The sequence below is a fragment of the Planctomycetota bacterium genome (assembly GCA_018242585.1).
Lineage (GTDB): Bacteria > Planctomycetota > Planctomycetia > Pirellulales > PNKZ01 > JAFEBQ01.
The window spans coordinates 84220-106285 of the sequence record JAFEBQ010000029.1; the positions used below are offsets into that span (position 1 = coordinate 84220).

Consider the following 22066-nt stretch of genomic DNA (forward strand, 5'->3'; position numbering starts at 1 on the left):
ACTCCCACGGCCGGCGTGCCCGCCGAGACCCGCTGACCGGTCGCCTCGCAGACTAAGGAGGCCGCTGTGATTGGGATCGGTGCTGGACGGACGCGATTGCCCGGCTTGAACGCCTCGGGGCGTTGGCAAGCGGTCCTGCTTCCCGCGGCACTGGCGGTGGTGGCCAGCTTCTGGCTGGCCGCCGGTTTCTGGATACTCGGCCTTTATCTCTGGTCGAGCCGTAGTGACTGGCAGGTTTCCAGCGGTCTGTTGCAGGTGGCCTGCGGCCTGATCCAACTTCGCGTCGCTTGGCACGCCTATACCCATCCACGATTCGATCGCTCGCTGCGGTGGGCGCTGGTTCGCAGCCTGTTTCTAGGGGCGGTTGCCTGTTATTTGCTCAGCCTGGGAGTGGGGCCGACGCCGGCCAGCGAACATCTGTTCCGCGCCGCCTTGGCTGCCTGGTACACGATCTCGCTGTTGGCCCTGGTGGAACACGCCACGGGCTTTGAGTGGTTAAACCATTTGTGCGACCGAGGTTGGGCCCGGTTGGGGCAGCGAACCCTGTTGGGTGTCCTGGCCCTGGCGCTGGGGGGCGAAGCGTTGCTCCGACTGATGGAGCGATATACCGACGCCGATTTCGCCGCCGCCCGGCCGCTGGCCGACCTAAAGCTGCTGGCCGGGTCCGAGTGGCACGGGGCCAGGGTGAACAGCCAAGGCTACTGGGACGCCGAATTCGACAAAACACCGCAAGCGGGCCGATTCCGGATCGCGGCGTTGGGGCATGAAGTAACCCTCTCGGGCGGCTCGGCTCACAGCGGCCTGGCGCAGCTCGAACGGCAAATGCCGGCAGTCGACGTCTACAACTTCGGCGCGCCGGGTGTCGCGACCGGCGACCTGGCGGGCCAATACCGGCGCGACGTGGCGGGCTACCGGCCCGACCTGGTGCTGGTGTTCCTGTCGACGGCGCGCGATCTTAACGACACGATCGGTGGCCCGACCGGGCGGCACGACTGGCGCAATGTGCGCTTGCTCCGCTGTGCGGCACGGACGTTGCGGTTGACATCGCTGAACCAAGGGCTGAGCTTCGATCAGAGCCCACAGGAGTATGAAAGCTATCTGTCGTGGAACACGCGCTGGATCAACGGTTGTCGCGTGCCCCAGGATCCCGCGGCGGTCGAGCAGTGGCAATCGTCGGCGGGGCATTTGGATCGGCTGATCCGCGATTGTCAGCTCCACAAAGTTCCCGTGGCCCTGGTGCTGGTGCCAGCCGACTTCCAGGTTTCGAGCAAGCTGCGCGACAAGCTGGCCCGACGTGCCGGGCTCGAAGCCAATGAACTCGATCCCGAACTGCCCCAGCGTCGGGTGGCCCAGTTCGCGGCCGAGCATCGGACGCCGATGCTCGATCTGTTGCCGGTGTTTCGCAGCAGTGAATCGCCGGTCTACTCGACCAATCAAAGCGAGTTGAACGAATACGGCGTTCAACTGACGGTCGAAGAGTTAGGACGTTGGCTGCAAGCACGTTACCGCTCGGTCCTGGCCTCGAATCATCGCGCGCCCGGCGCTTCGCACGACGTTCCCTAGTGCGCTTCTCGCCGCGTTCGAGCGTCTGGGTGGCACGCCCGTCCTTGGGGCGTAGGGAAGCACATACCGACCCCAATATTTGATTGGCGATTCCCCACGCCCTGCGCTGCGCTGGGGACGTGCCACCCCCGCTCCCGTCTCTTGAGAGCTGTTCTCGTCGTGGCGTTTCGCCCGGCATCGGCTCATGGGGCCGCGCCAATTCCGCTGTCCTCGCCAGTTTGACGCGGATTTCGTTCCCATTTGCGCGTGGATTGGGCTGCGTTTTTTCCCCGTTCGGGCGGTTTGGCGGGTGGACGAACCCCGGGGGCGTGGGTTAAAACAGCGGTTTGGCCAATGCGACCCCATTGCGCGCTGGGCGCGGAACACGCGGCGTCAGCACAAGTTCTGACGCTTGCTACCGCGCACGGTTCGTGATTGCTGTCGCTTGGTCGGAACGCTGGCTAGCGCGTGCTCGTCACGCCTGCGCCGAAACTACCGGCTCAGGTCTGCGGCGATCGTGTCTTGCCTGGGAACAGATAATCGAGATTGAGGTACGGCTTAAACAGAGCGCAGTAGCCCCCACAACGACCTTCAGCTCGCGCGACGACATTCGCCCGATAGCGGGCTGGCTCGCCACAATTCGGACAATTTGGACAACTCGGGTTTCCAGTACGACCCCGCCGAATGCGGGGGAACGGATCACGTGCATGAACGCCAACGAACTGCTTCGCATTATCGACGCCATTCATCGCGACAAGAACATCGACAAGGAAGTCATTTTCCAGGCGATTGAGTCGGCGTTGGTCACCTCGGCCAAGAAGCATTACGGCGAAGAAGCCGAAATCGTCATCAATATCGACCGCAAGGATGGCTCGATTTCGGGCACGGCGAACGGCGTGGCGTTGGACCCCGAGGAAACGGCCGGCCGCATTGGCGCCCAGACCGCCAAGCAAGTGATCATTCAGAAGGTCCGCGAAGCTGAGCGCGATGCGCTGTTCGACGAGTACGAGCGCGAGAAGGGGCAATTGGTCACGGGGCTGGTCACGCGGTTCGAAGGGGGCGCGGCGACCGTCCAGTTGACCAACACCGAAGCCTTGTTGCCGCGCAGCGAGCAGATTCCCGGCGAGTCGCACCATCCGAACGAGCGCGTCCGCGCCACGGTGGCCGAAGTCCGCAAGGTCGGCAGCCGCGTCCGCGTGATCCTCAGCCGCATCCGCCCGGCCCTGGTGGCCCGCTTGTTCGAGCAAGAGATTCCCGAGATCGCCGATGGCATCATCGAGATCAAGGCCATGTCGCGCGAGCCGGGCTACCGCTCGAAGGTCGCCGTGTCGAGCAGCGATCAGCGGGTCGACTGTGTCGGCGCTTGCGTCGGCGTGCGCGGCAACCGAATTAAGAACATCGTCGACGAGTTGAGCGGCGAGCGCATTGATATCGTCCGCTGGAGCGACGATATGCAGGTGTTGATCCCCAACGCGCTGCAGCCCGCCGAAGTCGAGGAAGTGATTCTGTGCAACATGCTCGGCCGGGCCATCGTGCTGGTTCGCGAGGACCAGTTGTCGCTGGCCATTGGCCGTCGCGGCCAGAACGTCCGGCTGGGGAGCAAGCTCTGCGGCTGGGATATCGAAATCATGACCCGCGAGGAGCTCGAAGAGCAAATCGACCGCGCGGTGCAAGGCTTCTGCTCGATCGAAGGGGTCGACGAGGGGCTGAGCGACAAACTGGTTGGCGAAGGGTTCCTGTCGTATGACGATTTGTCGGTGATCGAGCCCGACGATTTGATGGCGATGGGTGGCCTGACCGCCGAGCAGGTGGATCGCATTGTCGAGCAGGCGGAAGCCAAGGCGCTGGAAGCCGAGCAGGCGGCCAGCGAAGAACGTCGCCGCGCACGCGAGCAGGCCCGTATCGAGCAAGCCACGGCCGAGGCCGATGAAGTCGAGGCGCGGCAGCGTGCCGAGGCCGAAGCGAGCGAAGCGGCGGCCGCGCCCGCCGCCGAGCCGGCGAACGCGGAGTCGCCGAGTAACGGCGCTCACGAATCAACGCCGACGCCTGATCAGCCGTCGGCCGAGGGGCAGGAAAGCTAACCGATCAAGGATGGCGCCGCTCTGCGGGTAGCGGGCCGGCGCTGGGGTGTCGCGATCGCTCAGGGCGGTCGAGACGCGAGTTTCCTGACAGCGAGAGTTTCCTGACAGCGCGAGTCGCCCCTGGCGGCTCGGCGGGAGACCTGTGGTTATGAACTAAGGTGTGGTTGATTGTCGTCCGTCGGACCCAGCGGAGGCCGGCGTGGCGATCGCGGCGCATTAAACTGCCGCAAGGAGAGTCTGGCTTGGCCGTTCGCATTTATTCACTCGCTAAAGAGCTTAAGCTCGACAGCAAGGACCTGGTCGACCTCTGCGCCAAAGCCGGCGTGGCAGGGAAGGGCTCGGCTCTCGCTAGTTTGACCGACGACGAAGAAGTGCGCGTCCGCGCCTTTGTGGCCGGCGGCGCCAAGAACGCTCCTCGCGCCACCGCCAGTGTCGTCGCCAAGGCGGAGGGGGCATCGGGTACCGCGGCCATCGAAGCGGCCGGCGAGTCCTCCACCTTCCGTCGCGAGGACTACATCGCCCCCGCGGGCGTCACCAACAAGCCGCCGATGATCACGGCCCGCGCCGACAAGGAAAAATCGTCTGAGAAGAAGCCGGTCGAGCGCGAGAAATCACCGCCCAAGCCAGCCGCTCCGGCGATTCGCGTGGCGCCATTGCCGCCGTCGGCCCTGAAGACGCCGCCACCGACCTCGGCCGAGCCGGCGCCGCAGAAGCCCGAAATCAAGCTGGGCCTCGACGCCTTCCGCGCCGCGCGCGCCGCCGGCTCGACACCGCTACAAGCGCACATGCGCTCGCACGACTCGAAGCGCAAGACCGACGGCCCCGCCGCGCCTCCCACCCCCAGCGCCCCGCGCGGCAAGCCGGGCGGCACGGGCGCGCCGCCGGCCAAGCGGCCCGGTGGCCCCGCGGCGCCGTTGCCGTTGTCGGCCCTGGAAGGGGTGCGCGACCGCAAGGGACGCGTCGGCGGCAAAGGTGCGGAAGCGGACAAGGCGCTGGGCGGACGCGAGCAGCGTCAGCACAACCGCAAGCAGGTCCAGGCCGATCGTTTGACCCGGCAGATGCTGTCGGGGGACGAAGATGGCTGGTCACGCTCGCGTCGCGCGAAGCATAAAGCGCACCCCGTCGGCACCGCGCCGCGCAAGGGGCACTCCACGGTGCAGATTCCCTGCACGGTTCGCAGCTTTTCCGAACAACTGGGCGTGCGCGTCACGCAGGTGCTGGCCAAGTTGCTGGGCCTGGGCACGATGGCCACGATCAACACCGAGTTGTCGGTCGAAACAGTCCAGTTGCTGGCGCTGGAGTTCGGCTTTGAAATCGAACTTCGCCAGGCGGTCGATGCCGAAGAGCAAATGCTCAAGAACATCGAAGACCGCGTTGACGAGGAAGGCTCGCTCGTGCCGCGGGCGCCGGTTGTCACGTTCTTGGGACACGTCGATCACGGCAAGACGTCGCTGTTGGATCGGATTATCGGCATCAACGTGGTCAGCGGCGAAAGCGGCGGCATCACCCAGCACATCCGCGCTTACCGTATTGAGAAGGACGGTCGGCCGATCGCCTTTGTCGATACGCCGGGTCACGAAGCGTTCACCCAAATGCGCGCTCGCGGCGCCAACGTCACCGACATTGCCGTGCTGGTGGTGGCCGCCGACGACGGTGTGATGCCACAAACCGAGGAAGCGATCAGCCACGCCCGCGCGGCCAACGTGCCGATTGTCATCGCCTTGAACAAGGTCGACCTGCCGGGCATCAACTACGATCGCATTTACACACAGCTCGTCACGGCCGGCTTGCAGCCGACCGAATGGGGCGGCGACGTCGAGTTGGTGCGCTGCAGTGCCCACACCGGCGAAGGGATCGACAAGCTGCTGGAAACGCTGCTGACGATCGCCGAACTACACGACTATCGCGCCAACCCGTCGCGCCCGGCCCACGGCACGTGCTTGGAAGCTTCGCTCAGCGAAGGCCAAGGCGTGATGGCCAAGGTGCTGGTGCAAAACGGCACGCTCAGCGTCGGCGACATCATTGTCTGTGGTCCAGCGTATGGCCGTATCAAGGTGATGTACGACACGCTGGACCCGAACAAGACGTACGAGTCGGCCTTGCCGTCGACGCCGGTGAACATTTCCGGCTTGGACATTACCCCCGGCGCCGGCGATCACTTCTACGAGTTGGAAGATATTGCCATTGCCCGCGACGTCGCCGAGAAGCGGCGGCGGATTTCGCGCGAGACCGCGCTGGGCGGCGCTTTGGGACACGTCACGCTGGAAACGCTGCACGATCGCCTGGGCAGCTCGGACAAGGTCAGCGTGTTGAACCTGATTTTGCGGGCCGATGTCCGCGGTTCGATCGAAGCCATTCAGAAAGAGCTGGGCAAGCTCACCCACGACGAAGTGCAAGTCAAGGTGCTGCAAGCCACGGTCGGCGGCATTACCGAAGCCGACATCCACCTGGCCGACGCGTCCGACGCCATTGTCATCGGCTTTAACGTGGTGCCCGACGAAAAGGCCCGCGTGCTGGCCGAGAGCCTGGGCGTGCAGGTCCGCCGCTACGACATCATCTACCAGGTGACCGACGATTTGAAGTTGGCGCTCGAGGGGATGCTCAAGCCCGAACGGCGCGAAGTCGAGCAGGGACGGGCCTTGGTCCAGCGGACGTTCAGCATCAGCCGCGTGGGCACCATCGCCGGCTGCCGCGTGATTGGCGGCACGATCGAGCGCAGCGGCCGCGCCCGGGTGATTCGGGACAGTCGCGTGGTCGGCGATTATGCCATCGACTCGTTGAAACGGGAAAAAGACGACGCCCGCGAGGTCCGCGAAGGGCTGGAATGCGGGATCAAGCTGGCCAACTTCAACGACCTGAAGGAAGGAGACGTGCTCGAGGTCTACCGCGTCGAGGAAGTGGCCCGCACGTTGTAAGTTCGGTCGTAACGATCGCGCGGTCTGTGCGGCCGCGCTGGCCGGCCGATTCTTGGCTGGACCGGCTTTCGTGAACTGTTTTTTCGATCTGCTATTTAAGCTGGATTCAGGATCCTGTCGCCGCAATGTCGAGCCGCCGTCTGCAAAAAGCCGCGTCCGCCATTCGCGAAGTGGTCAGCATGGCCATTTTGACCGAGATGAAGGATCCCCGGATCAAGGACGTGACGGTCACGCACGTGGAAGTGCTGCCCGACATGCGCCAGGCGCGAGTTCACGTCTCGATCATGGGGAACGAAACGAAACAAGACTTGGCCCTGCGCGGGCTGCGGAGCGCGGCGGGCTTTTTGCAGTCGCGAATCGCCGACCGGATCGAAACCCGCTACACCCCGCGGCTGGAGTTTGTGTTGGACCAAGGGGTGAAGAAATCGATTGCGATCGCCCAGATTTTGCAGCGTGTGCTTCCCCCCGAGGACAAGCCCGCGGCGACCGCGGACGAAGCCAGCGATGTCGACGCGGATGAGGACACCGAATACACGGACGAAGACGAGGCGGCCGACGACGACTTGGACGCGGAACAACACGACTGAGTCTTTTGAAGACACTGAGTCTTTTGAAGACACTGAGCCTTGAAGACGCTGGACCTCGAAGACTGTGGGACTTGACGACTCTTTGACCAGGAAAGTTGCAGCATGGCGAAAATCGATCGCGGCGCGTTGATCACCAAGGCGTTCAAGGTTTTGCGCAAGCACTACGAGCCATACACCTATGTCGAGCGGCCGCTGCTCGAGCAAATGGTGTTCGCGCTGTGTCTGGAGAACTCGCCGCACGATGCCGCGACTAAGGCGTTCGAGGTGTTGAAGGGGGGCTTCTTCGATTGGAACGAAGTCCGCGTCAGCACCGTCGAAGAATTGGCGGAAGTGATGTCGATGTTGCCCGAGCCCAAGCACGCCGCCCATCAGATCAAGCGCTTTCTGTACAGCGTGTTCGAGACTGGCTACTCGTTCGACTTGGATCCGGTTAAGAAGATGAACCTGGGGGCCGCGATCCAAAAGCTGGAGAAACATCAAGGAGCGAGCCCGTTTGCCGTGGCCGTGGTCACGCAAGCCTGCCTCGGCGGCCATTCGATTCCGTTGGACAAGGGAGCACTACTGGCGTTCCAAGTGTTGGGACTGGCCAGCGTCGCCGATGTGGCCAAGTCGACGGTGCCGGGACTGGAACGGGCGATTCCCAAGAACAAGGGAATCGAGTTCGGCTCGATCGTCCACCTGTTCGGCGCCGAGTTGAACGCCTCGCCGTATTCGACGAATCTGCATAAGATTTTGCTAGAGATCGCTCCCGACGCGAAAGAACGCCTGCCGAAGCGTCCGCCCAAAAATGTTCCTCCTCCGCCGCCGGCCAAAACGCCGGCCGGCAAACCAGTGGCCGGCAAGGGAGCCGCGCCGGGCAAAGGCGCCGAAGCCAAGGACGTGCGCGCCACCGCCAAGGGAGACGCCAAAGGACGCGCCGGCGAGAAGGTAGCCGACAAGAAGCCCGCCGCGCCGGCCCGGCCTCCGGTCAAGGAAAGCGCCGCCAAGCGCCCCGTGGCTGACAAGAAACAGGACAAGCTCAAGCCCAAGAAGAAGGCGACCGAGAGCCTGACCAAGCGCAAGCCGCGGTAAACCTCGCGCCCGGGCGGCATGGCAATTCGTCGCCCCGAAGGCCCCGCTCTCGACTGCCGGAGTGCGTCAGCATGCCGATAACTCTCGAACTCCGGTGGCCTGCTTGGTTCTTTCTGGCGACGACGGCGCTGGCCGTCTGCTTGTGCGGTGGCGCGCTGGCCTGGGCCAAGCCGCCGTTGACCGAGTTGGACGACAAGCCCGAGAAGTTTGTCCCCGTGCGGCCCGCCACCGAGCGGCAGCGTAACGAAGAGGAAGCCCTGACCCTCTACGCCGCCGGTTTGACCGAAGAGCAGAAGGGGAACCTGGCCCTCGCGCTGCGGCTCTATCACAAGGCGCTCCGCTACGACCCGAACGCGGTCTCGATCGTTCGCCAGGTGGTTGACGTCGCCACGCGCCTGAACCGCACCAAGGAAGTGATGCGGTACAAGATTCGCGCGCTGGAACTCGATCCGTCGAACGAACTCGACGTGCTGCGCGTGGCCGAGGACATCATCAAGGATGGTGAAGTCTCGACGGCCCTGCGGCTGTGCGAGCAAGCGCGCGAAGCTCAGGACGACAAGAAGACGTTCGTCTATCTGGCGCTGACGTACCAGGTGGGGCAATACCGCGTGCTGGCGGGGCGCACCAAGCCGGCGGCCGAAGCGCTGGGCGAAGTGCTCGACGCCTTGAGCCATCCCGATCAGTTCAAGCTCGGCTCGGCCGAGCGCAAGGCATTGGAAGGGAAGCGTGGCGAGAGCTACGAGCTGATCGGCGCGGTGATGTTGCTGGCCGAGCGCCCCGACGAGGCGCTGCTGGCGTTTGAGGCGGCGCAAAAGATCAAGCCGCGGCCCGATCGACTGCTGTTGCGCCAGGCGCAAGTGCTGGCCGCCAAGCGGCAGCCGGCCGAGGCGTTGGAGAAGCTGGACGAGTATTTCGCGACCAAAGACACCAGCGAGCAAACGGCGCCGTACGAGTTGCTGGCCGAGGTGCTCAAGGATCTGAAACGCGACAACGAGTTGATCGAGCGGCTGGAAAAGCTGCGCACCACGTTGCCCAGCCACGCGCCGCTCGACCTGTACCTGGCCCGCAAGTATCTGCTGGCCGATCAGTTGGACCAGGCGGAGAAGCTGTTGGCCAAGCTGCAAAAGACGGCCCCCACGTCCGAAGGTTACCGCCGGCTGCTCGAAGTCTATCGTCGCGCCGGCAAGTTCGAGCCGCTGTTGATGACGTTGGTGCAGGTCAGGGAAAAGACCAACAGCCTCGACGCCGTCGAAGACGAAGTGAAGAAGCTGGCCGACAATCAGGCCGCGCTCGACGAGTTGATCCGGTTGGCCAAGCAAGAGCCCGACGACGCTGGCCGCGACACGTCGTACACTCGGTTGTTGGTGGTGGCGCATTTGGCTTTGGAGGCCAAGCGGTATCAATTGGGGAGCGAGTTGTACGAGTTGGCGATCAAGAATCGCCCGCGTCAGCGCGACGCCTGGGTCGAAGCGTGCCTGGGGCTATTGCGCCTGGAGCAATACGACGCGGCCATCGACTTGCTGCGGCGCGGCATCGAGGAAAAGGTGCTGGCCACCGACAATCCCGACTTTCATTTGTTCCTGTCGATCGCCCTGGAAATGTCGGGGCAGACGGACGAGGCGTTGAAGGCGGCGAAGCAGGCGGCCGAAATTGGCGAGCATGTCCCGCGCGTGGAAAGCCGCGTGGCCTGGGTGTTGTATCACGCCAAGCGTTACGACGCGGCGGCCGAGGCCTATCGCCAGTTGGTCGCGCGGTTCGAGAACAACTACACGTCCGAAGGCATCCGCCGCGCGGTGCGCGAGGCGCGATTGGCGTTGTCGAACGTCTATGTCTCGCTGCACAAGCTGCGCGAGGCCGAGGACTGCCTGGAAGAAGTGCTGGATGAGTATCCCGAAGACATCGCGGCCATGAACGACCTGGGCTACTTGCTGGCCGATCAGGGCAAGCAGTTGGACCGCGCGGTCGAGATGGCGCAAAAGGCCGTGGCCGCCGAGCCCGAGAACTATGCTTATCGCGATAGCCTAGGCTGGGCCTATTTCAAGCTAGGACGATTCGACGAGGCGCTGGCCGAGATCAAAATCGCGGCCAACGAGAAAGAGCCCGACGGCGTGGTGCTTGACCACTTGGGGGATGTCTATCTGGCGCTCAAGCAGCCCGCCGAAGCCGAGCAGGCCTGGAAGCGAGCGGTCGAATTGCTTAAGAAACAAGCGGATCAGGAGCGCGTGCGTCGCGTCACGGAAAAGCTGAGCCGGTTGCCCAAGTAAGCTTGGCACGGCCTTTGATGATTCATCATTTCACCCCGGACGACGGTTGGTTTCATGGCTGGTCATTCCCATTGGGCGAACATCTCTCGCAAGAAGTCGCTGATCGATCACAAGCGTGGCAAGCTGTGGAGCAAGCTGGCCAAGGCCATCATCATCGCCGCCAAGAGCGGCGGCGGCGACCCTGACGCCAACCTGAAACTGCGCTATGCGATCGACGCCGCCAAGGCGGTGAGCATGCCCAAGGACAACATCGAACGGGCCATTCGCGCCGGCACCGGCGAAACCAAGGCCGGCCAGTTGGAAGAGATGCTGTACGAAGGCTACGGCGCTGGCGGCGTGGCGGTGTTGTGCGAGATTCTGACCGACAATCGCAATCGAACCGCGCCGGAAATCCGCAAGGTGTTCGAACTGAACGACGGCAAACTCGGCGAGTCGGGCTGCGTGTCGTGGATGTTCGATCGCAAGGGGCTGATCGTCATCGCGGCCGACAAGATCGACGAAGAAGCGCTGATGGAACTGGTGCTCGAAGCCGGCGCCGACGACGTGACCCACGTGGGCGAGACGTTCGAGGTGACCTGCGATCCGTCGAACTACCAGGCGGTGCTCGAAGCCCTGGCCCAGAAGGAACTCAAACCCGAGTCGAGCGACATCACCCGGATCCCCAAGAACACGGTCGACCTTGACGCCGACACCGCTCGCAAGATTCTCAAGCTGCTGGAGGTGCTCGACGATCACGAAGATGTCCAGCGCGTGGCCGCGAACTTCAACATCCCCGACGCGGCCATGGCCGAAATCGGCGGCTGAGTTTCTTTGCCACGGAGGAAGAGGGGGAAGTGATGAATGATGAGTGCTGATTGATGAATAGAGGATTGAAGCGAGCACGCCTATGGCCCTGCGACTGGGCATCCTTCAATGAGTCGTCCTTGACATAGTGCTTTGGGAGTGCTCTCCGCCATTCATCACTCCGCATTCATCGCTTCTGCCTCTCTGCATTCCTCCGTGCAAACCTCCGTGTCTCAGCGCCTCCGTGGCTAGTCTTCTGCCGGCGCACGACATGCTGGCATTCTGTGCCGGCTTTGCGTCTCTTGCCGGCCGTAGCGAATATTCTCTTAATGCGGTCGGCCCAGCTTGCCGATGCTGATCCATAGACCCAGCAGCATGCCGGGGACTCCCAGGTCGTTTGATTTGCTGTCACCCGCGACAGCTAGTCGACCTGGTCGAGCACGGCATGCCGAACGAACCTGAAGGGGGATCGCATGTTGCGCCGGACGCTCTGCGCTGTTTGCTGCGCTGCCGCTTTGTCGAGCGCGCTGGTCGGTTCGACCGCCCAGGCCCAGCAGGCCTATGGCCGCGCCTGGGGCCGCAGCTATAGCACCCAGGATTGGGAGCGCTTCTACCACTACCCGTACGTCTATTATCCCCAGAACTACTACGGCGCGGACTACTACAAGAGCTCGAACGACATGTACTACCGCTATCCGCAAGAGATGCGGATTCCGGTCTACAACAAGGCCTGGCAAAACGAGTACCCGCAAAGCCGCCGGTATCACCAGGGACATCACTTCATTCTCGACGTGTTCTAAACGTCGAGAATAGGTGCCAAACGCTTGGCTGCGTCGCGCGATGACAGCGACGCTCAACCGCCGCCGCGGCCGAACTCGTAGAGCACTTCGGTCGCCTGGTGCAACTCGTCGATCGCCAGCCACTCGTCGCAAGTGTGGGCCTGGGCCACCGAGCCGGGGCCATAGACGATCGACGGCACGCCCGTGGCCGCGAACTTCGAGGCGTCGGTCCCGTAGGCCACGCCGACAATTTCTCCCTGCTTGGTCAGCCGCCGCGCCACAGCCGACAACCGCTCGGCCACGGCCCCGTTCTCGGTGTCGTTGAGCGGCACCCCTTGCAGGAACATCGTGTCGTGCTGTACCGGGAAGTTGACCGCGCCGTGTCGCGAGACATAGTCGATCACTTCCAGGTAGGCCGCCTGTGGCGTCTCGCCAGGGATCACGCGGCGATCGATCTCGATCGTACAGCGGTCGGCCACGGTGTTCACGCTGATGCCGCCGTTGATCAGCCCGACGCTCAACGTCGGCCGGCCACAGCGCGGATGGACCGGCACCTTGGGCAGTTCATGTTCGGCGTATTCCTCGAGCGCCAACAGCAGCCGGGCCATCTTGTAAATCGCGTTGTCGCCGAGTTGCGGGTTGGAACTATGCGCCGCGCGGCCTAGGGTGTGGGCGCGCCAGCGAGCGGTTCCTTTGTGGGCGACGACCACTTGTAGTTCCGTCGGCTCGGCCACCACCGAACAGTCGGGCCGCCGTGGAATCAGCGCCCCGGGCTTCGGCTCGGCCCATTGCTTGGCGAGCGCCGTGGCACCGGTGTAGCCGTGCTCTTCGTTCACCGTGCAGGCCATCAGAATGGTCGGCAAGTTCTTGGGCCGCTCCTCGGCCAGCCGGGCGAAGGCCACCAGCATGGCCGCCATGCCACCCTTGATGTCGCACGAACCACGGCCATAGATCCGCCCATCGCGAACCGTTGGCGTCCAGGGCTCGATGGTCATGCCATCGACGGGGACTGTGTCTTGATGCGCCTCCCAGACGACCAGCGGCCCGCCGCGCTCGCACGAGACCGCGCCGTCGAGCCGCGCGACGATGTTCTCGCGCCCCGGGTCGACGAGCTGACGCTCGTAGGGAATCCGCAGTCGCTTGAACAGTTGCTCCAGGTAATCGGTTACCCGATGTTCGTAGTAAATGTCTCCTTCGACCTGCCGTCCCATCGGATTGACGCTGGGAATGCTGATCAACTCGGCGAGCAACTTGACGACATCGAGCGACATGAGCGACGGCGACTCCTAACGGAATGTTAATGGCGGGGCAGGGGCGGGCAGGTCGGGTGCCGAGCATTGTAACCGAGCGGTGCGTGTCTGTCTCACCGCCGTGAAGTAGCTGGTGGTTCGCGCCAATATGTGTTGAGGGCCTGGGTTTGTAAGTCCCCGGTTGGAATCGCTCGCGGTGTAAATCGGGGACTTACGCCCTCGACTCTCTCGGTAAGGCGCTGAAATGCCAGCCAGGCGGCATGCCCCAGGAGCCGCTAGCTCGGGGCTACTTGACCATGCCCGGGGGGACCGATACGATCTTCGTTCATCCTAGGAAGTCCAGGGTTTACTGCCGGCGGCGGGTTTGTGAAAGCCTTCACAAACCAGTTTCCCAGCCTTCGACGGCGCGCACGGCGGCGGCCCTAATCGCTTTGCGGACTTAGCTTTTCAACACGCAAGCCAAGTGTGACGGAATGCAGCCGGCTGTTCCCATCTTCTTATTTGTGTTGGCGGCCACGGGCTTGTGCCTGGCCCTGCTGACCGTGGCCTGGGTCGTGGGACCAGCGACCAAGCGCACGCCGGACAAAGAGATGCCGTATGAAAGCGGCATGAATCCGATCCATGACACGCGCCGCCGCTTTGATGTGCGGTTCCATCTGGTGGCGATCGCGTTTCTGTTGTTCGACGTCGAATTGTTGTTCCTCTATCCCTGGGCCGTGGCCAGCCGTAATCCGGCCGGCATTGACCATGCGATCGCCGAACCACAGAAATGGGTCGACAGCCGCGGGCTCGTGTTTGGCGAAGTCAGCGTGTTTGTCATCTTGCTGGCGTTGGGGCTGGTCTATGTCTGGCGCAAGGGAGTGTTCAAATGGCGATAGAACTTCCCGAAAACGTCGTCGTCAGCAAGCTTGACGAGTTGGCCAGTTGGTGCCGCAAGAACAGTTTGTGGCCCATGCCGTTCGCGACGGCTTGCTGTGGCATTGAGCTGATGGCCACCGGCGCCAGCCGGCACGACCTGGCCCGCTTTGGCGCGGAAGTCTTTCGCTTCAGCCCACGGCAGTGCGATTTGATGATCGTCGCTGGTCGCGTGGTGATGAAGATGCTGCCGGTGCTGCAGCGCATATGGTCCCAGATGAACGAGCCCAAGTGGTGCATCTCGATGGGGGCGTGCGCCTCGACCGGTGGCGTGTTCGACACCTACTCGGTGGTGCAGGGGATCGATCGCTTCATTCCGGTCGATATGTACGTGCCCGGCTGCCCGCCGCGCCCCGAGCAATTGATCCAGGCGATTATCGACCTGCAAGACCGTATTCAGCGCGAGGGGACGATCACCGGCGCGGAGTTCGCCACGCCGCAGCGTCAATCGCGCAAGCGAGCGCTGATCGAGCTGCCCATTGTGGGCCAGCCGTTGCCGGGCGGCCCGGGCTATCCGGCGGCGGGACTCTCGGGGCTGAGGCATTAATTCAAACCTTCGGCCACGCGCCGCCACGTCAATCGTCCCTGGAACAGCAAGGAACGCAGGCCCCCGACCATGAACGGAACACTGCCCGAGACCATCCAGTCGCTGCGCAGCGCTTATCCCGATCTGGCGGTGAGCGAGTTTCGTGGCCAGACGCGCGTGGTCGTGCCGCGCGATTCGCTGGTCGACGTGATGACCATTCTGCGCGACGAGCGCGGGTTCGATCTGCTGGTCGACGTGACCTGTGTCGACTATCTGAACTATCGCAACGCCACCGACCGGTTCGGCCTGGTCTACTTGCTGGCTTCGACGACGAACAACGAGCGGATCACCGTCCGCGTGTTCGTCAACGAGCCCGACCTGGTGGTGCCGTCGATGGTGCCGATGTGGCCGGGGGCCAATTGGCTGGAGCGCGAGGTGTGGGACATGTTCGGCATCACGTTCGCGGGTCATCCGGACCATCGCCGCATTCTGATGCCCGACGAGTTCACGGCCTTTCCGCTGCGCAAGGACTACCCGCTGCAAGGGCGGGGCGAGCGTCACAACTTTACCGTGTTGACCCGAGAGCAGGCGTAACCGCATGCCGCTGAGTGCTGCCGACATCCAGACGCGCGACCTGGCGCATGATGAATCGCAGGATTACCTGTGGACGCTGAACTTTGGCCCGCAGCATCCGGCCACGCACACCACCTTGCGCATCGTGTTGAAGCTCGATGGCGAGCGGGTGGTCGACGCCATGCCCGACATCGGTTACTTGCACTCGGGCTTCGAGAAGATCGGCGAGCATCTCGACTATAACCAGTACGTCACGGTCACCGACCGGATGAATTACATCTCGCCGGTGGCGAACAATGTCGCCTGGCACGGGGCGGTCGAGGCGCTGCTGGGCATCGAGCTGACGCCCCGGTGCAAGTACCTGCGGGTCATCGTGGCCGAGTTGGCGCGGATCAGCGATCACTTGCTGAGCAATGGCGCGGTTGGGCTCGACGCCGGCGCGTTCACGTTCTTCTTGTACGCGTTCAATCGCCGCGAAGAGATTTACGACATCATGGAGACGCTGTGCGGCGCCCGCTTCACGCACAGCTATACCCGGGTCGGCGGCGCGATGGGCGACGCCACGCCCAAGTTCCTTGAACAAGTCCGCCAGTTCGTCCGCACGCTCCCCAAGACGCTCGACGACATGGAACGGTTGCTGAATCGCAACCGGATCTTCGTCGACCGGACCAAGGGGGTCGGCGTGATGACCAAGGAACAAATGATCGCCCGCAGCGTGACCGGCCCCTTGGCTCGGGCCAGCGGCGTGACGCGCGATCTGCGCAAGGACGAGCCTTACCTGGCGTACGCCGATTTCGATTTCAAGGTCTGCTGTGCCACGGGCAACGATTGCTTCGCGCGTTATCTGGTTCGCATGGCCGAGATGCGGGAGAGCCTGAAGATCATTCACCAGGCGCTCGAGAATCTGCCCGCCGGCCCGTTGAATGTGCCGATTGCCGAACGAACCGCCATTCCCACCAAGCAGCAGGTCTATACGACCATCGAAGGGACGATCTCGCACTTTGAGTTGGTGATGGCCAACCGCGGGTTCGAGGCCCCGCACGACGAGGTCTACTACGCCAACGAAACCGCCAACGGCGAACTGGGCTTTTATGTCGTGGGTGATGGGAGCGACGTGGCCTACCGGGCGCGGTGCCGGCCGCCGTCCTACATTCACTTTGCCTTGTTCCCTGAAATGATCCGCGGCCACACGCTGAGCGATGTGGTGGCCGTGCTGGGCAGCCTGAACATCATTGCCGCGGAGCTCGATCGATAATGGCTGTGCTGACCTCGGAAATGATCGACGCCATCAAGGCCTACATCCCGCGCTATCCCAACAAGCGCGCGGTGGTGCTGCCGGCGCTGCACATCGTGAACGAGCATCTGCGCTGGGTGCCGTACGAGGCCGTCGTTGAAGTGGCCGAACTGCTTGAGCTGCCTCCCCCCGAGGTGCAGGACACGCTCAGCTTTTACGGCTTCTTCAAGCAAGACAAGCCGCACGGCGAGACGCGGGCCTGGGTGTGCCGCTCGGTCAGTTGCGCTCTGCGCGGCGGTGAAGAGATTCTTGACCACTTGTGCCACCAGGCTGGCGTGAAGCCGGGCGAGACGACGGCCGACGGCAAGTTGACGGTCGAGTTCGGCGAGTGCCTGGGCGCGTGCGAGTTCGCCCCCTGCATGCTGGCCGGCAAGGACCTGCACAAGGATCTGACCAACGAAAAGATCGACGAGTTTGTGAAGTCGCTCGGTTGAGTGTGAGAGCAATGATTCGCGAGGGAACCTCGAAACCAATGAAAGCGCGAACTCCCATGAGACGGCGGGTAGGCGGGCGCACTGCTTCCCAGCGGCGATTGTTCGAGCAGCTCGGCGAATCGGTGCCGCGCGCTAACGCCGCGGGCGAGTCCGGTCGTTATCTGTTGCTTAACGTCGATGCGTTCGAGTGGTTGGAGTCGGCGCCGCCGAATTCGATCGAGGCGGTGATTACGGACCCCCCTTACGGTTTGATCGAATACACCGAAGAACAATTGCGAAAGCGGAAGGCGGGGCGAGGCGGAGTGTGGCGCATTCCGCCGTCGTTCGATGGCTGCCAACGCTCGCCGCTGCCTCGGTTTACCGTGTTGGGGGCGGACGATCATGAACGGCTGCGGGCGTTTTTCGCTCGGCTGGCCCAGGGCTTGATGCGCGTTATGGTGCCGGGAGCGCACTTGTTCATTGCCACCAATCCCTTGGTTTCCTACCTGGTTTACGAGCCGTTGATTCGCGCGGGCTTCGAGAAGCGTGGTGAAATCATTCGGCTCGTGCAAACCTTGCGGGGCGGTGATCGACCAAAGAACGCGGAAAAAGAATTTGCCGACGTGTCGGTCATGCCACGCTCGTGCTGGGAACCGTGGGGTTTGTTTCGCAAGCCCTGCGAAGGCCGCGTGCAAGATAATTTGCGGAAATGGAAGACGGGTGGTTTGCGCCGCATTTCGGATGACGAGCCGTTCCGCGACGTGATCGAATCCTCGGTGGCGCGAAATGGCGAGCGTGAGATTGCTCCGCACCCGTCGCTGAAGCCGCAGCATTTCCTCAGGCAACTGTGCCGCGCGGCTTTGCCGCTGGGGAAAGGAACGATTCTTGATCCATTCTGTGGGTCGGGATCAACGATTGCAGCGGCGTTGGCATGCAGGCGCAAATGCATTGGAATCGAAATCAACCGCCAATTCTTCAAGATAGCTCAATGCGGAATTGGAAGGCTGGCGGACCTTTGTGTCAGACGGGAGTTAGCTTGAAGTGCCATATCCGAGTGCGGACGAGTTCGCTCGGCTGCTTCAATCCGTTAATCACAGGAAGTTGCTCGACGAGTATGTATTTGAAGGTCTCCCATTTGCGTTCCGCAACTCGTCGGCTGACTATGACGCGCTAGTGAATCATCTGGTGAACGAACTAGGTGTTACAAACAAGGACATCACAATTGTTGGGAGCGGCAAGATTGGGTTCAGTCTCGCCCCTGACGATGACTATGGCATCGCATTCGATCGGAATCGGTCTGACCTAGACGTGCTGGTGGTTTCGGCGGAGCTTTTCGACAAAATTTGGCTGGAGATGCTGCGAGTGCCGCGCTCGCAACATGCGCTCCTAAGGCAACTTGACAAGACACGAATTGAAAAGCATCGCACCAATGAAATCTATTGGGGACGAATGTGGCCAGAGGATCTGCTTTCAGTTTCAGCGGCGGCTCGCAAGTGGGTTGCGGCATTTCGGGGAATCAGTCGCATACCATCGCTGGCGTACTACAGAGTAAATGGGCGACTATACAGATCCTGGGAACATGCACAGGTGTACCATCTCGACGGTTTGCGAGAGTTGGCAGCGAAGCTTAGGTCTTGATCGGCAGTTTTCATTTTAGGCGAGTCAGTGAAATACCACCCAACTATACAGACGATTTCGTGGTTCAAAGCGCGGGCTGACGATGGCAGTCTGACGATCAAGCCCCCATATCAAAGACGTCCGGTGTGGAAGGCACGCCAGAAGTGCCATTTGATTGAAACAGTATTGCTTGATTTGCCAATCCCCGAAATCTACGTGCATGTGAAGATAACGGACGAGGGCAAGTCAGAATATGCAGTCGTTGATGGGCAGCAGCGGATACGGGCGATCTTGCAATTCATAGGTGCTGAGCGCGATGAAGGTGAGGCCCAACATAATGCTTTTGCATTGACCCATCTTGACCCGAACGCAGAGTTCTACAATTGGACCTTTGATGAACTGAATACGGATCAACGGCGTCGCTTTTTTGCGTACAAACTCGCCGTTCGCGAAATCGATGATGCCGACGACGATGAGGTGCGGCGCATCTTTGCACGACTTAACAAATACCTGACCAAGTTGAGCCCGCAAGAACTTCGCAACGCTACGTATTCTGGTCCCTTCGTGAAGCTTGCGAATGACCTGACAGACGATGAGTACTGGTCAGAGAACAGGATTGTGTCTCCGGAGACAATTCGCAGAATGGGGGACATTGAGTTCATTAGTGAGCTATTGATCGGCGTTCTCGATGGCCCGCAGAGTGGCAAGGCTGAGATCATTGACGAGTATTATCAGCGGTTTGAAGACTTTACCGAGGAGTTTGAAGGCCAGGCTGAATTGAAACGCCGGTTCAGCAGAACTCTGGACCTCGTTCAGCGAGTACTCCCAGAAATTCGCGACACTCGCTGGAGAAACAAGACTGACTTCTATTCATTATTTGTGGCTTTTGCGCACAAGCTTCGGAGTGAAGTCGTACAGGAAAGCATGGTGGAATCCCTGGGTGATAAACTGATGGCATTTGCCGCTCAGGTGGATAAAGCCATTGAATCAAGCGCTGCAAAGGTTCCGCAATATGTTCTCGAGTATGCGCAAGCACATGTTAAGGGCAGCAGCGAGAAATCAAGACGCGCGGCCCGTCATGAGTCGTTGCTTACAGTGGTTGATTCATTCTTCGCTGCCAAGAAGCCGCCGCGAGCGATCAAAAAGACGACGTAGCTCCTGGTCGTATTATTAATAAGAATTACGCCCGATGCAGAATTTCAAGTTCGAACCAGTCCTGATGGCCAACATGAACAAGCCCGACAGCCATCGGCTCGAGGTCTATCGCGCCGGCGGCGGTTACGCGGGGCTGAAGCGCGTCTTGGCCGAAGGCGACCCGGCCAAGGTGATCGAAACGGTCAAGTCGAGCGGATTGCGCGGCCGCGGCGGCGCTGGCTTCCCCACGGGCCTGAAGTGGACGTTCTTGCCCAAGAACCATCCCGGCCCGATCTACATGTGCATCAACGCCGACGAGAGCGAACCGGGCACGTTCAACAACCGCTACCTGATGGAACTCGACCCGCACCAGGTGATCGAGGGGATCATTCTCAGCTCGTTCGCCACGCGGGCCACGACGGCGTACGTCTATCTGCGCTATGAGTACCCGCTGTCGATGGAGCGGATGCAAGGCGCGCTCGACGAGTGCTACGCCGCCGGCATCCTGGGCAAGAACATCTTCGGCAGCAGCTTCTCGCTCGACATTTTCATGCACCGTGGCGCCGCGGCTTATATCTGTGGCGAAGAGACCGGGTTGATCGAGAGCCTGGAAGGCAAGCGGGCCTGGCCGCGCATCAAGCCGCCGTTCCCCGCGGTCGAAGGGGTGTTCCGCAAGCCGACGGTCGTCAACAACATCGAGACCGTGGCCTGTGTCAAGCAGATTATCGACCGGGGCGTCGACTGGTTCAAAAGCATGGGCGTGCCGGCCGATCCGAACAATCCGCGCGACCCGGGCAGCTATGGGCCAAAGCTGTACTGCTTGTCAGGCCACGTCAACAAGCCGGGCTGCTACGAAGCGCCGCTGGGACTGACGTTGCGTCAATTGATCGACGAGTTCGGCGGCGGCGTGTGGAAAGGTCGCAAGGCCAAGGCCGCCATTCCCGGCGGCATCAGCATGGGACTGTTCACCGAGGCCGAGTTCGATACCCCGCTCGACTTTGCCGGTCCCGGCAAGGTCGGCTGCCTGGGCCTGGGCACCGCGGCCGTGGTGGTGATCGACGATCAGACCAGCATGGTCGACTTTCTGCACAACAGTTGCCGGTTCTTCCAACACGAAAGCTGCGGCCAATGCACGCCGTGCCGCGAAGGGACCGCCTGGGCCTTGCGGATGATGAATCGCATCCGCGCGGGCAAGGGCCGTCTGAAGGACTTGGACCTGTTGCTCGAAATCGGCGACACGATCGGCATCATCCCGGGCACGACGATCTGTGGTCTGGCCGACGGCGCGGCTTGGCCGATGAAGAACGCCATTCGCAAGTTCCGTCCCGAGTTCGAAGAGTACATCAAGCGCACCAACCCGACCGGCTACATGGTGACCGACGCCGTGCGAGCCATCGATGAACCCGTGGGGGCGCACTAAGTGATGGTACTTACGACGTCTCCAACATTTACGACGTGGCTGCAGACGCTATCGATACCCGCGCAGCTTGAGGTGCTTGGGGCAATGGTGGACCAACTACGCGAAGGGAAGGATCCTGCTGTACAAGCAGTAAAGCGGCACGCCGCCGAGTTGCAAGCAAAGCTGGTCCTGGTGGGTGGTGTTGCTGTAATTACGCATGGCTATCCCCGGCCGACGCAAGATCGTGATTTTCTTGTCGATTATCGAGTCGTCAATGCGCTGGCGGAACGATTGCAAGATGATGCGGATTGGGAGCGGTTGGAGATTCGGCAATACGCATTTCTGCATCGCCCTTCGGGGATTCAGGTCGATTTCCTTGTGTCGGGCGATCTGATGCAACTTGGACGGCCGTACCTCTTTCCTGATGCGACGAACATCGAGACGCAAGGGGATATTGAGGGCGTGCCCGTCATCGGTTTGCACGACTTGCTCTGGCTGAAGTTGTTGGCCGGGCGGATGCAGGACTTGGCCGACATCATGCAACTGTGCAAATTGCACCTGGGCCAGATTGATCCCGAGCGCGTCTTGTCGCGACTGCTGCCCGAGGACGCCGACCTGCGCGCCACGCTGCTCGAGATTATTCGCAAGGCGCCGATCGAAATCGCCAACGAACAACGGCTGGGCCAGGGAATTGTCCCGCCACGGCCCCGGAACTGAGACAGATACGCTATGGGAATCGTCATTGTTGACGGAAAAGAAGTCGAAGTCGGCGACAGCGAGCGCCTGAATGGCATTCAGGCCGCGCGTCGCGCCGGCGTCGAGATTCCGCATTACTGCTGGCACGCCGGATTGTCGGTCGTGGCCAGTTGCCGCATGTGTCTGGTCGAGACGGGAACGCGCGACCCGGCCACCGGCAAGATCAC

The 22066-nt window shown here is 62.0% G+C and carries 19 protein-coding genes; 18 read left to right on the forward strand and 1 reads right to left on the reverse strand.

The features are described from left to right. The first annotated feature begins 66 nt into the window (after positions 1-66). From JSS27_15040 to JSS27_15075, 8 genes are all read left to right on the forward strand, one after another. Positions 67-1563, forward strand: coding sequence for a hypothetical protein (locus JSS27_15040; protein MBS0210259.1), 1497 nt, complete (start codon positions 67-69; stop codon positions 1561-1563). Positions 1564-2249: 686 nt separating this feature from the next. Beyond that, positions 2250-3623 (forward strand): transcription termination factor NusA, encoded by a 1374-nt coding sequence (gene nusA / locus JSS27_15045; GenBank protein ID MBS0210260.1) that lies wholly within the window; start codon positions 2250-2252, stop codon positions 3621-3623. A 242-nt stretch (positions 3624-3865) separates the two neighbouring features. Next, positions 3866-6538: a translation initiation factor IF-2 gene (infB, locus tag JSS27_15050; protein MBS0210261.1), complete on the forward strand. Its 2673-nt coding sequence runs from the start codon at positions 3866-3868 to the stop codon at positions 6536-6538. Between the two features lie 125 nt (positions 6539-6663). Further along, on the forward strand, positions 6664-7125 hold the full coding sequence (gene rbfA / locus JSS27_15055) for a 30S ribosome-binding factor RbfA (GenBank protein ID MBS0210262.1): 462 nt from the start codon (positions 6664-6666) through the stop codon (positions 7123-7125). A gap of 102 nt (positions 7126-7227) precedes the next feature. Further along, on the forward strand, positions 7228-8196 hold the full coding sequence (locus JSS27_15060) for a hypothetical protein (GenBank protein ID MBS0210263.1): 969 nt from the start codon (positions 7228-7230) through the stop codon (positions 8194-8196). Between the two features lie 71 nt (positions 8197-8267). Next, the gene (locus JSS27_15065; GenBank protein MBS0210264.1) at positions 8268-10460 is read left to right on the forward strand and encodes a tetratricopeptide repeat protein; all 2193 of its coding nucleotides are present in this window, start codon (positions 8268-8270) and stop codon (positions 10458-10460) included. 54 nt (positions 10461-10514) lie between these two features. Continuing rightward, positions 10515-11264, forward strand: a complete 750-nt coding sequence (locus JSS27_15070) for a YebC/PmpR family DNA-binding transcriptional regulator (GenBank protein ID MBS0210265.1) — start codon at positions 10515-10517, stop codon at positions 11262-11264. A 452-nt stretch (positions 11265-11716) separates the two neighbouring features. Beyond that, complete coding sequence (locus tag JSS27_15075) at positions 11717-12043, forward strand: calmodulin-binding protein (protein MBS0210266.1); 327 nt, start codon at positions 11717-11719, stop codon at positions 12041-12043. 53 nt (positions 12044-12096) lie between these two features. Here the strand turns inward: JSS27_15075 and JSS27_15080 are convergent, their stop codons facing one another. Then, entirely contained in the window at positions 12097-13293 is a 1197-nt protein-coding gene (locus tag JSS27_15080; GenBank protein ID MBS0210267.1) for a M20 family metallopeptidase, read from the reverse strand. Positions 13294-13745: 452 nt separating this feature from the next. On the opposite strand from JSS27_15080, the gene ndhC reads away from it, so the two are divergent. The 10 genes from ndhC to JSS27_15130 all read left to right on the forward strand — a co-directional run. Further along, positions 13746-14150, forward strand: coding sequence for an NADH-quinone oxidoreductase subunit A (gene ndhC, locus JSS27_15085; GenBank protein MBS0210268.1), 405 nt, complete (start codon positions 13746-13748; stop codon positions 14148-14150). Then, entirely contained in the window at positions 14141-14734 is a 594-nt protein-coding gene (gene nuoB, locus JSS27_15090) for an NADH-quinone oxidoreductase subunit NuoB (protein ID MBS0210269.1), read from the forward strand. Before ndhC ends, nuoB begins: the two co-directional genes overlap by 10 nt. Positions 14735-14803: 69 nt before the next feature. Further along, a complete protein-coding gene (locus JSS27_15095) occupies positions 14804-15307 on the forward strand; it encodes an NADH-quinone oxidoreductase subunit C (GenBank protein ID MBS0210270.1) in 504 nt (167 codons plus the stop codon). Between the two features lie 4 nt (positions 15308-15311). Further along, entirely contained in the window at positions 15312-16541 is a 1230-nt protein-coding gene (locus JSS27_15100; GenBank protein MBS0210271.1) for an NADH-quinone oxidoreductase subunit D, read from the forward strand. Next, positions 16541-17014, forward strand: a complete 474-nt coding sequence (locus tag JSS27_15105) for an NAD(P)H-dependent oxidoreductase subunit E (protein ID MBS0210272.1) — start codon at positions 16541-16543, stop codon at positions 17012-17014. Before JSS27_15100 ends, JSS27_15105 begins: the two co-directional genes overlap by 1 nt. A 56-nt stretch (positions 17015-17070) precedes the next feature. Continuing rightward, a complete protein-coding gene (locus JSS27_15110; GenBank protein MBS0210273.1) occupies positions 17071-18033 on the forward strand; it encodes a site-specific DNA-methyltransferase in 963 nt (320 codons plus the stop codon). 625 nt (positions 18034-18658) lie between these two features. Then, positions 18659-19765: a DUF262 domain-containing protein gene (locus JSS27_15115; GenBank protein ID MBS0210274.1), complete on the forward strand. Its 1107-nt coding sequence runs from the start codon at positions 18659-18661 to the stop codon at positions 19763-19765. A gap of 34 nt (positions 19766-19799) precedes the next feature. After that, the gene (gene nuoF / locus JSS27_15120; protein ID MBS0210275.1) at positions 19800-21164 is read left to right on the forward strand and encodes an NADH-quinone oxidoreductase subunit NuoF; all 1365 of its coding nucleotides are present in this window, start codon (positions 19800-19802) and stop codon (positions 21162-21164) included. Positions 21165-21248: 84 nt separating this feature from the next. Then, positions 21249-21860 carry a hypothetical protein gene (locus JSS27_15125; GenBank protein ID MBS0210276.1) on the forward strand — a complete coding sequence of 204 codons (612 nt, stop codon included), beginning with the start codon at positions 21249-21251 and terminating at the stop codon, positions 21858-21860. A gap of 12 nt (positions 21861-21872) precedes the next feature. Continuing rightward, positions 21873-22066 (forward strand): 2Fe-2S iron-sulfur cluster binding domain-containing protein (locus tag JSS27_15130; GenBank protein MBS0210277.1); only part of this gene is annotated, 194 nt, incomplete at its 3' end.

Coding starts and splice junctions, on each gene's coding strand:
- ndhC (MBS0210268.1), top strand. CDS start 13,746: ATGCAGCCGGCTGTTCCCATCTTCTTATTTGTGTTGGCGGCCACGGGC.
- JSS27_15080 (MBS0210267.1), bottom strand. CDS start 13,293: ATGTCGCTCGATGTCGTCAAGTTGCTCGCCGAGTTGATCAGCATTCCC.
- JSS27_15100 (MBS0210271.1), top strand. CDS start 15,312: ATGCCGCTGAGTGCTGCCGACATCCAGACGCGCGACCTGGCGCATGAT.
- JSS27_15095 (MBS0210270.1), top strand. CDS start 14,804: ATGAACGGAACACTGCCCGAGACCATCCAGTCGCTGCGCAGCGCTTAT.
- JSS27_15125 (MBS0210276.1), top strand. CDS start 21,249: ATGGTGGACCAACTACGCGAAGGGAAGGATCCTGCTGTACAAGCAGTA.
- JSS27_15110 (MBS0210273.1), top strand. CDS start 17,071: ATGAGACGGCGGGTAGGCGGGCGCACTGCTTCCCAGCGGCGATTGTTC.
- nuoB (MBS0210269.1), top strand. CDS start 14,141: ATGGCGATAGAACTTCCCGAAAACGTCGTCGTCAGCAAGCTTGACGAG.
- nuoF (MBS0210275.1), top strand. CDS start 19,800: ATGCAGAATTTCAAGTTCGAACCAGTCCTGATGGCCAACATGAACAAG.
- JSS27_15105 (MBS0210272.1), top strand. CDS start 16,541: ATGGCTGTGCTGACCTCGGAAATGATCGACGCCATCAAGGCCTACATC.
- rbfA (MBS0210262.1), top strand. CDS start 6,664: ATGTCGAGCCGCCGTCTGCAAAAAGCCGCGTCCGCCATTCGCGAAGTG.
- nusA (MBS0210260.1), top strand. CDS start 2,250: ATGAACGCCAACGAACTGCTTCGCATTATCGACGCCATTCATCGCGAC.
- JSS27_15070 (MBS0210265.1), top strand. CDS start 10,515: ATGGCTGGTCATTCCCATTGGGCGAACATCTCTCGCAAGAAGTCGCTG.
- JSS27_15060 (MBS0210263.1), top strand. CDS start 7,228: ATGGCGAAAATCGATCGCGGCGCGTTGATCACCAAGGCGTTCAAGGTT.
- JSS27_15065 (MBS0210264.1), top strand. CDS start 8,268: ATGCCGATAACTCTCGAACTCCGGTGGCCTGCTTGGTTCTTTCTGGCG.
- JSS27_15075 (MBS0210266.1), top strand. CDS start 11,717: ATGTTGCGCCGGACGCTCTGCGCTGTTTGCTGCGCTGCCGCTTTGTCG.